We start from the raw sequence: 13,500 nt of genomic DNA on the forward strand, positions 1-13,500 counted from the left end.
GGGCGGACGGGTGCGCGGTCGCCCTCCCCCTCTGTCACGACGGCACGCGGCCGTGCGCTCCAGAGTCGCCTGCCCGTGCGGTCCTGGCGCCTGAGAGGTTCCGGGGAGGAATTGCCCCTTCGGCGCTCCTGCACCGGCTCGCCCACCGAGGTGGACGGGTCGGCCGGAGGCTCTCCCGCACGGGATGCGGCTCCGGCGAACCTACCACCGGCCCCGCGCGGAGCCGGTGGTGACGCGCGTCAGCCGGCGTTGCGCGCGGCGCGGCGTGCGGCGAGCTCGTCGCCGGCGCTGCTCTCGGCGACGCCGGGCCCGGCCGGGTCGGCGGCGCGCTCGCTGGGCAGCTCGGCGAGCGTGCCCTCGATCTCGCGCCACACCCCGCCGATGGCGATGCCGAAGACGCCCTGCCCGCCCTGGAGCAGGTCGATGACCTCGTCGTTGCTGGTGCACTCGTAGACCGAGGCGCCGTCGCTCATGAGCGTCACGCGGGTGAGGTCGTCGGTGCCGCGCTCGCGCAGGTGCGAGACCGCGGTGCGGATCTGCTGCAGCGAGATGCCGGCGTCGAGCAGCCGCTTGATGACCTTGAGGATCAAGATGTCGCGGAAGGAGTAGAGCCGCTGGGAGCCCGAGCCGCTCGCGCCGCGCACGGTCGGCTCGACGAGGCCGGTGCGGGCCCAGTAGTCGAGCTGGCGGTAGGTGATGCCCGCCGCGTTGCACGCGGTCGGGCCGCGGTAGCCGGTGTCGCTGGGCAGCGGGGAGACGTCGTCGGTGAAGAGCAGACCCTGCTCCTCGCCGGCCTGGCGGGCGGCCTCGGCCGCCTCGACCTCGACGCTGGACCCGACACTGGGGCCGTTCTCGGTGGTGCCCACGGGATTCCTCTCGGCTACTCCGTATCGCCGTAACGCCCGGGGGAAGGCCGGTGGACCGGTGTCGGTGACACAGCCGTGGAGTTACAACGGAGACAGTTCAAGGTACGGCGAGGGGTGGGGGTGGTCAACGCGACGCGCGGCGTGTCGCAACCCTCCACCTCGACCTGAGGGTGAGGTCCGCTCAGGAGTCGCCGGGCTCGGCCGGTCCCTCGAAGTCCTCCGGGGTCACCTGGTCGAGGAACTCCCGGAACTTCTCGACCTCGTCCTCCTGCTCGGCCGGCACCGCGAGGCCGGCCTCGTCGAGCACGCCCTCGGCGCACACGATGCGGCTGCCGGTGCGCAGGGCGAGCGCGATCGAGTCCGAGGGGCGCGCGCTGACCTCCGCGCCCGAGCCGAGCACGAGGGTGGCGTAGAAGACGCCGTCCTTCACGTCGGTGATCCGCACCTCCGACAGCGGGTTGCCGGTCGCCTCCAGCACGTCCTTCAGCAGGTCGTGGGTGAGCGGTCGCGGCGGCACGACGCCCTGCTGGGCGAAGGCGATGGCGGTGGCCTCGACCGCACCGATCCAGATCGGCAGGTAGCGCTCGCCGGAGACCTCCCGCAGCAGCACGATCGGCTGGTTGGAGGGCATCTCGACCCGGACTCCGATGACGTCCACCTCGCGCATGCCGCCACCCTACTCCCGGGTCCCACCACCCGAGGTGGGCGTCAGGAGCGCTGCAGCCCGGCCTTGACCAGCGTGGCGTGGAGGCGCACCGACAGCGCCGCGATCTCGCTGGCGGCGTCCTCGGCACGGGCCTGGGCGGCGGTGTCGCGACCCCGGCGCAGCGGCGCCACGACCTGCTCCACGAGGCCGACCTCGCGGTCGGCGGCCGTGCGGAAGGCCCGCAGGTGGCGCGGCTCCAGGCCGAAGTCGGCGAGCTCCCTGGCCGTGCGGGCGATGACCAGCGCGTCGGCGTCGTAGTGCCGCGTCCCGGCGCGCACCCGCACCAGCCCGAACTGCTCGAGCTGCTCGAGCAGCTCCTCGTCGACCTCGGCGACCTTGAGCAGCTCCTTGCGCGACAGGCGCAGGTCGGAGCGCCGGGCGAAGGACTCCGGCGAGGGCAGGCCGTCGGCGGCGAGCGCGACGGTGGGCACGGTCGGCACGACAGGCTCGATCGCCGGCGGCTCGAGGCCGCGGTCGAGGGCGTCGAGGTGCTCGCCGATGACCTTGAGCGGCAGGTAGTGGTCGCGCTGCATGCGCAGCACGTAGCGCAGCCGCTCGACGTCGTCGGTGGAGAACTTCCGGTAGCCCGCCGAGGTCCGCTCGGGCTTGATCAGGCCCTTGTCCTCGAGGAAGCGGATCTTGGGGATGGTCACCCCGGGGAAGTCCTCGCGCAGCACGTCGAGGACCTGCCCGATGTTGAGGCGCTGGCCGGGGCCACCCGCTGCCGCGGCGGACCCGGCGCCGGCCCCCGTCCCGGAGGGCACCGCGCTCAGCTCCCCGCGTGACCGGCGAAGAACACCAGGCGGTACTTGCCGACCTGGACCTCGTCGCCGTCGGCGAGGCGCACCTCGTCGATCCGGTCGCGGTTGACGTAGGTGCCGTTGAGGCTGCCCGCGTCGCGCACCGTGAAGTCCGAGCCGCTGCGCAGGAACTCCGCGTGGCGGCGCGAGACGGTGACGTCGTCGAGGAAGATCTCGCTGTCGGGGTGGCGGCCCACCGTGACCACGTCGAGGTCGAGCAGGAAGCGGCTGCCGGCGCCGGGGCCGCGCTGCACGACGAGCAGCGCGTGGCCCGGGGGCAGCGCGTCGACCGCGGCGGCGTCGACCGGCGCGAGCTGGCGGTCGCTGCTGTCGGCGGCGCTCTCGGGCGCGCCGAAGGTGATGGTCGCGGTGGACTCGGTCACCGGCTCGGCCGGGGAGCCCGACGAGGCCGCAGCACCGCCGGTCACCGGCACGTCGTCGGTCGCGAGCCGCGTCCCGCACTGGGAGCAGAACCGCGCGTCGTCGGGGTTCTGCTTCCCGCAGGCGGTGCAGTACGGCATGGGCGTCCTTCCCGGGGTGGCGTCGAGCCGTCGAGCGGCGAGAACCCTCAAGCCCCGCTGGAGGCTGAAGGTTCCTCCGAACCTACCAGCCGGGGCGGTCCCGCCGCAGGGGGTCGGTGGTCCTCAGGCGCCGGTGGTGGCGTCGTACGCCGCGGCGTCCATGAGGGCGTCGGTCGCCGCGGGGTCGGAGGGGACGACCTCGAAGAGCCAGCCGCCCGCGTAGGGGTCGCTGTTGACCAGCTCGGGGGTCGTGTCGAGGGCGTCGTTGACCGCGACCACCTCGCCCGAGACCGGGGCGTAGACGTCGCTGACCGACTTGGTGGACTCGAGCTCGCCGCAGGTCGCGCCGGCCTCGACGCTCTCCCCGACCGCGGGCAGGGAGACGTAGACGATGTCGCCGAGGGCGTCCTGGGCGTAGTCGGTGATGCCGACGCGCACGGAGCCGGGCGCCTCGCCGGGGGTCCGGACCCACTCGTGCTCGGCGGTGTACTTGAGGTCCTCGGGGGTCACGGGTGCGCTCCTCGGCGGCTCGGTGGGAGGGGGCGGGCGGGGTGTGCGAGGTGGGTCGGGGGCGGGCGCGACGGGCATCGTGCCCCCGCCGGTGGCCGAGGCTACTGCGCGGCGTCGCCGGGCGCGACGCCCGGGCCCGCGACGTCGACGACGCTCTCGACGTCGACGCGGTCGAGCTCCTCGATCGTCACCTCGACGCCGGCGCGGTCGAGCAGCTCGAGCGGGCCCTCGGCGAAGGTGAGGGCACCGCGCAGCGCCGCGGGGTCGCCCACGACCTCCAGGACGTACGGCGCGCTCAGCTCGACGCCGCCCACCTCGATGCCGCCGACGGCGTCGCGGAAGGGCGTCTGCGCCACCACCCGCACGGTGTCGTCGAGCTCGATCGCCTCGGCGTAGGCGGTGCGCAGCTCCTGGACGGTGTCGACGAGGTCCTCGACCTGCAGCCGTCCCGACTCCTCGGTGAGGGTCAGGCGGAGCCCGGGCCCGGTGACGGGCACGGCGCCGGCGAGGATCGCGAGGTCGGTCGCCTCCTCGCGGACCCGCTCGAGCGCGGCCTGGCGGCTGCGGCTGTCGGTGAGCAGGTCGTCGCGGGCGGCGCGCAGCTGCGTCAGCTCGGACTCGGCACGCTCGGCCGCGACCGAGAGGCCGGTCAGCACGTCGACGAGGTCCTGCTCCTGGTAGCCGGCGTACTCGTCCTGGGCCGCCGTGGAGCGCACCTGGGTGACGAGCGCGAAGCCGACCACGGCGAGGAGCACGGCCACCACCGCCTGGGCGCGGGAGGGCCGCGCCGTCGCGGCCTCGGCGAGCCGGGCACGGGGATCGGCAGGGGTCTCGGTGCGGGGTCGGCGGGGGTCTCGGGCACGGGGGCCTCAGGCGTGGAAGAGGTGGCGGCGGATCGCGGCCACGTTGGAGAAGATGCGGATGCCGAGGACGACGATGACCCCGGTCGACAGCTGCCCACCGACGCCCAGCTTGTCGCCGAGGTAGACGATCGCGGCGGCGATGACGACGTTGCTGACGAAGGAGACGACGAAGACCTTGTCGTCGAAGATGCCGTCGAGGAAGGCGCGCAGGCCACCGAAGACCGCGTCGAGCGCCGCGACGACCGCGATCGGCAGGTAGGGCTCGAGACCGGCCGGCACGTCGGGCTGCAGCACCAGCCCCAGCACGATGCCGACCAGCAGTCCGAGTGCGGCGATCACCGGTCCTCCCCCTCCCCCGTGGGCTCGCCCACCGCGGCGGCGGGGGCGCGGCGGTCCTCGTCGGCGAGCAGCTTGCGGACCTGCCAGGCGTAGAGGATGCCAGCCCACCAGTAGAGCCCGATGCCCCACACCGCGAAGGCCCAGCCGAAGACCTGCGCGAGGGAGGCGACGACACCCTCACCGTCGCCGAGCAGCAGCAGCGGGAAGGCGTAGAGCAGGTTGAAGGTCGCGGCCTTGCCGAGGAAGTGGACCGGCAGCGCGGAGTAGCCGCGGGTGCGCAGGAAGGGCACCAGGCCCCACAGGAAGAGGTCGCGGGCCGGGAGCACGACGGCGACCCACCACGGGATCACCTCGCGCAGGGCCAGGCCCACGATCACCGCGAGGATGTAGAGCCGGTCGGCGACCGGGTCGAGTATCTCCCCGATCTTCGAGGTCTGCCCGAGGCGCCGGGCGAGGTAGCCGTCGAGGAAGTCGGTGACGCCCGAGACCATGAGCACCACCAGCGCCCAGACGTCGGCCTCGGGCACGAGCACGAGCCACAGGAAGAGCGGCACACCCGCCAGCCGCAGCATGCTGAGACCGTTGGGCACGGTCCAGAGCCGCGAGGCGGCGGTGTCGTCGCTGACCACGGTGGTGCCCACGTCTCCCGCCTGCGTGCGTGCTCGGTGGCGGCCCGGTGGCCGCGGCCACACCCTAGCCGTGGGTCAGACGGTCTCGTCGTGGTGGGCGGCGTCGCGGATCTCGCCGACCAGCTCCTCCAGCACGTCCTCGAGGGTCGCCAGCCCGAGCACCGTGCCGTCGGGGTCGACCACCTGCGCCAGGTGGGCGCCCTTGCGCTGCAGCGACTCGAGCGCGTCGTGGAGCAGCGCGTCGGAGGGCACCGTGGCGAAGGGCCGCACCCACTTGTCGTCGACGACGCGGTGGCGGCGTTCCTCGTCGGTCTCGAGCACGTCCTTGACGTGGAGGTAGCCGAGCAGGGAACCGTTGCCGGACTCGACCGGGAAGCGGCTGAAGCCCGTCGCCGCGCACAGCTCCTCCACGTCGGCGGCGGTCGCGCCGCGCGTGACCGTGGCCAGGGTGTCGAGGGGCATCACGACCTCGGCGACCTGCTTCTCGGTGAAGCCGAGCGCGCCGGCGAGGCGGTCGTACTCGTCCTCGCGGAGCAGGCCCTCGCCGCGGGACTCCTCGACCAGCGCGGCGACCTCCTCGCGCGTGAAGGACGACGACAGCTCGTCCTTGGGCTCCACGCGCAGCAGCCGCAGCACGGCGTTGGCGACCGCGTTGAGGGCGACGATGACGGGGCGCAGCACCCGCACGACCGCCCAGATGGCGGGGCCGAGCACGAGGGCGGCCCGCTCGGGCCCGGCGAGCGCGATGTTCTTCGGCACCATCTCGCCGAGCACGACGTGGAGGTAGACCACCAGGCTCAGCGCCACCACGAAGGCGATCGGGTGCAACCAGGCGTCGGGGACGCCGGCGGCGTGCAGCACCGGCTCGAGCAGGTGCGCCACGGCGGGCTCGCCCACGGCGCCGAGCCCGAGCGAGCAGACCGTGATGCCGAGCTGGGCGCCCGCCATGACGAGGGAGACGTTCTCCATCGCGGCGAGGGTGGTGCGGGCCATCCGCGAGCCCTCGAGCGCGCGCGGCTCGATCTGGCTGCGGCGCGCGGAGATGAGGGCGAACTCGGCGCCGACGAAGAAGGCGTTGAGGCCGAGCAGGACGACGGCCAGGACGACCGCGGCGGTGTCGCTCACCGGTCCGCCTCCCCTGCTCGACCGGCAGCCCCGGCCCCGGCGCGCGCGGCCGGCGCCTCCTCGGGGCCGTGCACGCGCAGCGTCAGCCGGTCCACCCGCAGGCCGTCCATCCGCTCCACCGTGAGGACCGCGAGGCGCTCGCGGGGCTCGTCGGGGTCGCTGCGGTCGGGCACGGACACCTCGGCGAGGTCGCCCGGGGTCGGCACGCGGCCGAGCTGGCGCACGACGAGGCCCGCGACGGTGTCGTAGTCCTCGTGGGTCGGCAGCTCGACGCCGGTGGCGTCCTCCACCTCGTCGGGGCGCAGCAGGCCCGAGAGCGACCAGGACCCGTCGCGGCGCGCCTGCACCCGGGCCCCGAGGCGGTCGTGCTCGTCGGCGATGTCGCCCACGATCTCCTCCACCACGTCCTCGAGCGTGACGATGCCGGCGTGCCCGCCGTACTCGTCGAGCACGACGGCCATCTGGAAGCCGTCCTCGCGCAGCAGCGCGAGCAGCGGGTCGAGCCGCAGCGAGTCGGGCACGACGATCGGGCGGACCATCACGTGCTTGACCCGGGTGGTGGCCCGCTCGTGCACCGGCAGCGCGACGGCGTGCTTGACGTGGACCGTGCCGACGACCGCGTCCTCGGCGTCGAGCACCGGGAAGCGGGAGTGCCCGGTCGCGCGGGCCGCCTCGATCACGGCCTCGACGCGGTCGGAGGCCTCGATCGTCGTGGTGCGCACGCGCGGCGTCATGATCTCGCCGGCGGTGCGGGTCGCGAACTCCACCGAGCGCTCCATCAGCTCGGCGGTGTCGGCGTCGAGCGTGCCCTGGTCGGCCGAGCGCGAGATGAGGGAGGCCAGCTCCTGGCTGGAGCGCGCCGAGCGCAGCTCCTCCTGCGGCTCCAGGCCGAGGCGGCGCACGAGCGCGTTGGCCGAGCCGTTGAGCCCACGGATGGGCAGGGCGATCGCGGCCGTGAAGCCCCGCTGCAGCCGCTGGGTGGCGCGGGCGGTCTCGAGCGGCCGGGCGATCGCGAGGTTCTTCGGCACGAGCTCGCCGAAGATCATGGTCAGCGCGGTGCCGAGCGCCAGCCCCGTGGCGAGCGCCACCGGGGTCACCGTCGACTCCGGCAGACCGGTGGCCAGCATCGGCCCGCGCACGATCGTGGCGATCGCCGGCTCGGCCAGGAAGCCGATGGCCAGGTTGGTCACGGTGATGCCGACCTGGGCGCCGGAGAGCTGGGTCGAGAGGGTGCGCAGCGCCTGCTGCACACCGGCCGCGCCGGCATCGCCCTCGGCGGCCGCGCGCTCGACGGTGGCGCGGTCGACCGCGACGAGGGAGAACTCCGCGGCGACGAAGACGCCGCACGCCGCGACGAGCAGCAGGGAGACCCCGAGCAGGATCCAGGGAGTCATCGGCGCTCTCCCCTCGCCTCAGGACCGTGCGGTGCGCGGTGGGGGGAGAGCTGCGGACTTTGGGAGCCGTCCATGAGCGGGCGCTGGTGCCTCTCGAGGTGGGGGTGCGAACCCCGCGGAGTCTAGCGACCGGGCCCCCCTGCACGTCACCTCCGGGGAGGTGCCGCCCCGCCCGCCGCCCCGCCCGCCACCCGGCCCGCGGCCGACCGGTCCAGCCCGGACCTCAAGGAATCCTCAAGTCGGCGCGGCGGCGACCGATGACCGGGGTGATCCGACCCCGCCCTGACGCACCAGCCCTGACGCACCAGCCCCGACGCACCAGCCCCGACGGAGGAGCAGGCACCCCATGGCCACCGCCCCCCGCGCCACCCCGTTCTCGCGCCACCTCGCGAACCGCTTCGGCTACGGCTGGACGCCCGCCCTGCAGCGGCAGGTGGACCGCGCCGGTGGGCCGGCGCGCTGGTTCGAGCAGCAGCTCACCGGCGTCGGGGTCAGCGACGCCTTCCACGACACCTCGCGCGGCTGGTGGCCCTCGCTGACGCTCAGCGGGCCGCAGATCTGGGCTCGTCACCAAGCCGGCGTGCAGGAGTACTGGCGCGCGACCTCGGACTACCAGCGCTGGGTCCTGGCCCGCCGGATCCACTCCGAGCGCCAGGTGCTCGAGGCCATGACCGACTTCTGGGAGAACCACCTGCACGTGCCGGCCGTCGGCGAGGCGCAGGCGATGTACCGCGCGTCGTACGGCGCCGCCATCCGTGCCCACGCCCTCGGCTCCTTCGAGGACCTCCTGCATGCGGCCATCACCCACCCCGCCATGGGGTGCTACCTCAACAACGCGGTGTCGACGGCGAAGGCGCCGAACGAGGACCTCGGTCGCGAGCTGCTCGAGGTGCACACCCTCGGCCGGGGCAACCACACCGAGGACGACGTGAAGGCCTCCGCGCGCATCCTGACCGGCTGGCGCGTGGCGCTGTGGCGGGACTGGACGCACGGCTACGACCCGGCCTCCCACTGGGTCGGCCCCGTGCGCGTGGCCGGCTTCGAGCACCCCAACGCCGACCCCGACGGCCGCGCGGTGACCCGCGCCTACCTGCGCCACCTCGCCCACCACCCGGCCACCGCCCGTCGGATCGCGCGCCGGCTCGCGCTCCGCTTCGTCTCCGACGACCCGTCGGCCGCCCTGGTGGAGCACCTCGCGCAGACCTACCTGCAGCACGGCACCGAGGTGAAGCCGGTGCTCCGAGCGCTGGTGGCCCACCCCGAGTTCCGACGCTCGGCGGGGCGCAAGGTGCGCACCCCCGAGGAGGACGTGGTCGCGACCTACCGCGTGCTCGGTGTCCGCCTGGCGCGTCCCACCGACGACGAGTCGGCCGCCAACGCCCTGCTCTGGCAGACCGGCAACATCGGCCTGCAGCCCTTCGCCTGGCCGCGCCCCGACGGTCGCCCCGACGTCGCGGAGGCGTGGAGCAGCACCGCACGGGTGCTCGCCTCCTTCGACGTGCACGTCGCGCTGGCCGGCGGGTGGTGGCCGCGCGAGCAGGTCTCCCACCGTCCCGCCCGCTCCTGGCTGCCCGCCCGGCGCGTCCGCTTCGCGGGCCTGGTCGACCACCTCTCGCGCTCCCTGCTGGGCCGACCGGCGAGCCCGACGCTCCAGCGCGCCTGCCGCGAGGTCGTCGGCGTCGGCGCCCGCGAGGTCGTCGACGCCTCCCACGGCGTCGTGCGCTGGGACATGTGGCGCCTCCTCACGACCGTGCTCGACTCCCCCGCCCACATGAGCAGGTGACCCGATGACGCTGTGTCCACCCCAGGGCCCCACCCCGACCGCGACGCCCGCGGGCGCCGGCTGCTGCGAGGAGTACGCCGGGCTCACCCGCCGCGGCCTGCTGCGGGCCGGCGGGCTCGCCGCCGCCACCGGTGCGCTCACCGCGACCTTCGGTGCGACGACGACGCAGACGGCGTACGCCGCGACCCGCTCGGCCCCGCGCACGCTCGTGCTGCTCTCGCTGCGGGGGGCGGCCGACGGGCTCTCGCTCGTGGTGCCCCACGCCGACCCCGTCTACTACGCCGCGCGCCCGCGCATCGCGGTGCCGAAGGCCTCCCTGCTGGCCGTCGACGCGCAGTTCGGCCTGCACCCGTCGCTGGCACCCCTGCTGCCGATGTGGCAGCAGGGCAAGGTGGCCGCCGTCCACGCGGTGGGGCTGCCCGCACCGAACCGCTCGCACTTCTCCGCGATGGAGGAGGTCGAGGACGCCGACCCCGGCTCGTCGGCTCGGGTCGGCTGGCTCAACCGGCTGATCGGGCGCGACGGGTGGGAGCACCCGCTGCGCGGGATGCACCTCGGCGACGCCGTGCCGCCCACGACGCTGGTGGGCCCGCGCCCGACCTTCGCCGCCACCTCGGTCGAGCGTGTCGAGGTGGCCGCGGCCGGCGACGACGACGGCGAGCGGGGACAGCGACGCCTGCGGGGCCTGCGCACCACCTGGGGCGGCGCCGGCGGGCCGCTGGGCCAGGGTGCGCGCTCGGCGCTGGGCGCGGTGGCCGACTTCCGGCCCGCCCGCACCAGCCCGGAGGCCCCGCGCGGCGGCGCGGTCTACCCCGACTCCGACCTGGGCCAGGCACTCGCCTCGGCCGCCCGCACGATCCGCGCCGACGTCGGCGCGGAGGTGATCACGGTCGACCACGGCTCCTGGGACATGCACACCGACGTGGGCAACCTGGAGTGGGGCGACATGAAGAACAAGGCCACCGACCTCGCCAAGAGCCTCGCGGCCTTCTTCACCGACCTCGGCGCGCTCGGCGACCAGGTCACGGTCGTGACCGTCAGCGAGTTCGGTCGACGGGTCAAGGAGAACGCCAACTGGGGCCTGGACCACGGCCACGGCACCGTGATGCTCGCGCTCGGCGGCGGGGTCAAGGGCGGCTACGTCGGGCGGTGGCCCGGGCTGCAGAACACCGTCGACGCCGACGTGCTCGTGACCACCGACTACCGCAGCGTGCTGGCGGAGCTCGTCACGACGCGCTTCGGGGCGTCGAGTGCGCAGGTCTTCCCGGGCTTCACCCCGGAGACGGTCGGCGTCTTCCGCGCCTGAGCGTCCCCGGGGCGCGCCCGTGGGTCACTCGCTGGCGCCGTCGGAGGGCTCGGCACCCTCGCTCGCGCCGCTGTCGTCGAGGTCGATCCCGCACTCGCTCTGGGCGTGCTCGGAGATCGCGTCGCCGGCCTCCTCGACCTCGGCCGAGCTGAACGACTGCATCTCGGTGGCGAGCTGCTGCAGCTTGGCCATGTCGACGCCCTCGGGCACCTCGCCGGCGCTGAGCTGCTCGAGGTCGGCCAGCTCCAGGCCGGCGTCGGCCAGGGAGGTCTCGAGGCCGGTGAGGGTCTCGTCGAGCACCCGCCAGTCGGCCGCGACCTCGTCGGGGGCCTGCTCGGCGAGCTCGCCGATGACCTGGAAGGTCTGCTCGAACTGCGCCACGTCGCCCTGCTCGAGGGCGTCGATGTCCTCCTTGGCCTGCTCGAGGGCCGCGCAGTAGTCGTCGGTGGCGCCACCACCCGACCCGCCGGATCCCTCCGCCGAGGAGCCGCCGTCGTCGCCGCCGCAGCCGGCGAGGACGCCGGCCAGGAGCACGGCCGAGGCGGACAGGGCGAGGTTGCGCTTCACGTGGGACCTCCAGGTCGACGTCCCGGAGCTGCCCCGGGCTCGGGTCCACTCTGCCGCCTGCACGGGGGCGCGTCCAACTGCACCCCCTCGTCGCGGGGGTGCGGCGCGGTCTCCGAGCGTGCCCGGCCAGTGGGCTCTCAGCGCACGCTGGGCGAGCGCTCAGGAACCCCGCCTAGCGTCGCCGACGCCCCGACGACGACCGGCCCGCGACGCGGGCGAGGAGGACACGTGAGCACGCGCTCGACCCCCACCGACCCCCGCGGCTCCGCCCGCGAGACCGCGGCGGCACTGCACCGCGAGCAGGAGCGCGGACGTCGCCGGCGGGCCGCGCTCGTGCAGGGCGGTGTGGTGCTCGCGCTGGTCGCCGTCGTGCTGGTCGCCACCGTGGCGGTGCTCGCCGCGCGCGACCGGGCCGCGGAGCCGGCCGCGGTCCCGTCCGGCGTCGGCGCCGACGGCACGGTCACCGTCGGATCCCCCGACGCCCCCGTGACCGTGCGGCTGGTCGAGGACTTCCAGTGCCCGGCGTGCGGCGCCTTCGAGGCGGCCGTCGGCGACCAGCTGGACACGTGGGTCGAGTCGGGCCAGGTGCAGGTGGAGCACCGCCCGATCGCGTTCCTCGACCGGGCGTCCACCACGGAGTACTCCAGCCGCGCGCTGGGGGTCGCCCTCGCCGTGCTCGAGGACGCCGGGCCCGACGCCTACGCCGAGGTCCACGACCTGCTCTTCGCCTCCCAGCCGCCCGAGGGCGGTGCGGGCCTGGACGACGAGCGTCTCGTCGACCTGGCCGTCCGGGCCGGCGCGGACGAGGCGGCCGTCGCCGCGGCCGCGGAGGAGCGGCCCTACGACGCGTGGATCGACGAGGCCACCGAGGCCGCCTTCGAGGACGGCGTGACCGGCACGCCCACCGTGCTGGTCGACGGCGAGGAGGTCGAGGCGAGCCCGCAGGCGCTCGTCGCGGCGGTCGAGGCCGCCCTCGCCTCGTGACGGGCGGGACGGCGACGCCTGACGCATCCCCGGCGCGGCTGCGCGGCACCGGCGCCGTGCTGGTGCTCACCGGCGCGGCCGGCCTGGTGGCGGCCCTGGCGCTGACGGTGGACCGCTTCCGCCTGCTGGCGGACCCGGCGTACGAGCCGGCGTGCGACCTGAGCCCCGTGCTGTCGTGCGGCTCGGTGATGGTGACCGAGCAGGCCGCGGTGCTCGGCTTCCCGAACTCCCTGGTGGGTCTGGTGGCCTTCCCAGTCGTGGTGACGGTGGGCATGCTGCTGGCCGCCGGGGTGACCCTGCCGCGGTGGGTCCTCGGCGGGCTCGCCGCCGGGTCGCTGCTGGGCGCGGCCTTCGTGCACTGGCTCGCGTTCCAGTCGCTCTACCGGATCGGCGCGCTGTGCCCGTGGTGCCTGGTGGTCTGGGTGGCCGTGCTCACCGCGTGCACCTGGTCCGTGCTCGCCGCGGCACGCAGCAGACCGCGCGCCGGCCGCCTGGCCGAGGGCCTGTGGCGGTGGCGCGCGGTCGTGCTCGCGGCGTGGTTGCTCGTGCCGGCGGTCGCCGCGCTCGAGCGCTTCTGGGACTACTGGCGCACGCTGGCGTGAGCGCCGGCGCCTGCCTGGTGGTGGCTCAGGCCGGGTGGCCCGCGCCGACCTTGGAGCGGCGGTCGGTGAGGAAGGCCAGCGCGACCATGCCGACGCCCAGCACGAAGTGCAGCCAGTTGTCAGCCGTGTTGACCGGCACGAAGTTGGCCGACGACTGCAGGTCGATGACCAGCCCGTAGAGCCACAGGGCGAGGTAGACGATGCCGCCGAAGAGCAGGTAGCTGCGGGCGGCGGCCGCCTTCTTGGCCACGGCCAGGCCGACGACGCCGAAGAGCAGGTGCACGATGTTGTGCAGCACCGAGACCTGGAAGATGCCGAGTAGCTTGGCCTCGGAGTGGTGGCCGGCGAAGGTCAGGTCGTCGAAGTTCGTCGTGATGCCGGGGATGAAGCCCAGGATGCCGACGAGCAGGAAGACCGCGCCGACGAGGCCGGCGGCCTTGCCGACGAGCGGGACGTCGCGGTCGTGATCGCCGTGGGCGGCGGTGCCGCCGTGGTGCGTTGCCAT

16 protein-coding genes and 1 riboswitch are annotated in these 13,500 nt (G+C 74.7%); of the genes, 4 read left to right on the forward strand and 12 right to left on the reverse strand.

Annotation, left to right across the window (positions count from 1 at the left end):
• Positions 1 to 68 precede the first annotated feature (68 nt).
• Positions 69 to 188, reverse strand: a riboswitch (glycine riboswitch).
• Positions 189 to 239: 51 nt separating this feature from the next.
• The 10 genes from BJ989_RS11380 to BJ989_RS11425 form a co-directional block, all read right to left on the reverse strand.
• Positions 240 to 866: a MerR family transcriptional regulator gene (locus BJ989_RS11380; protein ID WP_179518311.1), complete on the reverse strand. Its 627-nt coding sequence runs from the start codon at positions 864 to 866 to the stop codon at positions 240 to 242.
• Positions 867 to 1,047: 181 nt separating this feature from the next.
• Complete coding sequence (locus BJ989_RS11385; protein ID WP_179518312.1) at positions 1,048 to 1,533, reverse strand: bifunctional nuclease family protein; 486 nt, start codon at positions 1,531 to 1,533, stop codon at positions 1,048 to 1,050.
• A 41-nt stretch (positions 1,534 to 1,574) separates the two neighbouring features.
• On the reverse strand, positions 1,575 to 2,336 hold the full coding sequence (gene ftsR / locus BJ989_RS11390; RefSeq protein WP_343049288.1) for a transcriptional regulator FtsR: 762 nt from the start codon (positions 2,334 to 2,336) through the stop codon (positions 1,575 to 1,577).
• Positions 2,337 to 2,341: 5 nt separating this feature from the next.
• Positions 2,342 to 2,893: a zinc-ribbon and FHA domain-containing protein gene (locus tag BJ989_RS11395; RefSeq protein ID WP_179518313.1), complete on the reverse strand. Its 552-nt coding sequence runs from the start codon at positions 2,891 to 2,893 to the stop codon at positions 2,342 to 2,344.
• 123 nt (positions 2,894 to 3,016) lie between these two features.
• Positions 3,017 to 3,403, reverse strand: a complete 387-nt coding sequence (gene gcvH / locus BJ989_RS11400) for a glycine cleavage system protein GcvH (RefSeq protein ID WP_343049289.1) — start codon at positions 3,401 to 3,403, stop codon at positions 3,017 to 3,019.
• Between the two features lie 101 nt (positions 3,404 to 3,504).
• Positions 3,505 to 4,158, reverse strand: a complete 654-nt coding sequence (locus BJ989_RS17735) for a DUF881 domain-containing protein (protein WP_343049290.1) — start codon at positions 4,156 to 4,158, stop codon at positions 3,505 to 3,507.
• A gap of 114 nt (positions 4,159 to 4,272) precedes the next feature.
• Complete coding sequence (locus BJ989_RS11410) at positions 4,273 to 4,605, reverse strand: DUF1290 domain-containing protein (RefSeq protein WP_179518316.1); 333 nt, start codon at positions 4,603 to 4,605, stop codon at positions 4,273 to 4,275.
• Positions 4,602 to 5,246, reverse strand: coding sequence for a cardiolipin synthase ClsA (clsA, locus tag BJ989_RS11415; RefSeq protein ID WP_343049291.1), 645 nt, complete (start codon positions 5,244 to 5,246; stop codon positions 4,602 to 4,604). Before clsA ends, BJ989_RS11410 begins: the two co-directional genes overlap by 4 nt.
• Before the next feature lie 63 nt (positions 5,247 to 5,309).
• Entirely contained in the window at positions 5,310 to 6,359 is a 1,050-nt protein-coding gene (locus BJ989_RS11420) for a CNNM domain-containing protein (protein ID WP_179518317.1), read from the reverse strand.
• Positions 6,356 to 7,753, reverse strand: coding sequence for a hemolysin family protein (locus BJ989_RS11425; RefSeq protein ID WP_179518318.1), 1,398 nt, complete (start codon positions 7,751 to 7,753; stop codon positions 6,356 to 6,358). The genes BJ989_RS11420 and BJ989_RS11425 overlap by 4 nt, the downstream gene beginning before the upstream one ends.
• Before the next feature lie 346 nt (positions 7,754 to 8,099).
• On the opposite strand from BJ989_RS11425, the gene BJ989_RS11430 reads away from it, so the two are divergent.
• Both BJ989_RS11430 and BJ989_RS11435 read left to right on the forward strand, forming a co-directional pair.
• Complete coding sequence (locus BJ989_RS11430) at positions 8,100 to 9,536, forward strand: DUF1800 domain-containing protein (RefSeq protein ID WP_179518319.1); 1,437 nt, start codon at positions 8,100 to 8,102, stop codon at positions 9,534 to 9,536.
• Between the two features lie 4 nt (positions 9,537 to 9,540).
• Positions 9,541 to 10,842 carry a DUF1501 domain-containing protein gene (locus BJ989_RS11435; protein WP_179518320.1) on the forward strand — a complete coding sequence of 434 codons (1,302 nt, stop codon included), beginning with the start codon at positions 9,541 to 9,543 and terminating at the stop codon, positions 10,840 to 10,842.
• A gap of 24 nt (positions 10,843 to 10,866) precedes the next feature.
• On the opposite strand, the gene BJ989_RS11440 is transcribed toward BJ989_RS11435, so the two are convergent.
• A complete protein-coding gene (locus tag BJ989_RS11440) occupies positions 10,867 to 11,409 on the reverse strand; it encodes a hypothetical protein (protein WP_179518321.1) in 543 nt (180 codons plus the stop codon).
• 228 nt (positions 11,410 to 11,637) lie between these two features.
• On the opposite strand from BJ989_RS11440, the gene BJ989_RS17740 reads away from it, so the two are divergent.
• Positions 11,638 to 12,393: a thioredoxin domain-containing protein gene (locus BJ989_RS17740; protein WP_179518322.1), complete on the forward strand. Its 756-nt coding sequence runs from the start codon at positions 11,638 to 11,640 to the stop codon at positions 12,391 to 12,393.
• On the forward strand, positions 12,390 to 12,995 hold the full coding sequence (locus BJ989_RS11450; RefSeq protein ID WP_218848800.1) for a vitamin K epoxide reductase family protein: 606 nt from the start codon (positions 12,390 to 12,392) through the stop codon (positions 12,993 to 12,995). The genes BJ989_RS17740 and BJ989_RS11450 overlap by 4 nt, the downstream gene beginning before the upstream one ends.
• A gap of 25 nt (positions 12,996 to 13,020) precedes the next feature.
• Here the strand turns inward: BJ989_RS11450 and BJ989_RS11455 are convergent, their stop codons facing one another.
• Complete coding sequence (locus tag BJ989_RS11455; protein WP_179518323.1) at positions 13,021 to 13,500, reverse strand: DUF4383 domain-containing protein; 480 nt, start codon at positions 13,498 to 13,500, stop codon at positions 13,021 to 13,023.

The sequence above is a fragment of the Nocardioides perillae genome (assembly GCF_013409425.1).
In the GTDB taxonomy this organism is placed as follows: Bacteria; Actinomycetota; Actinomycetes; order Propionibacteriales; family Nocardioidaceae; genus Nocardioides; species Nocardioides perillae.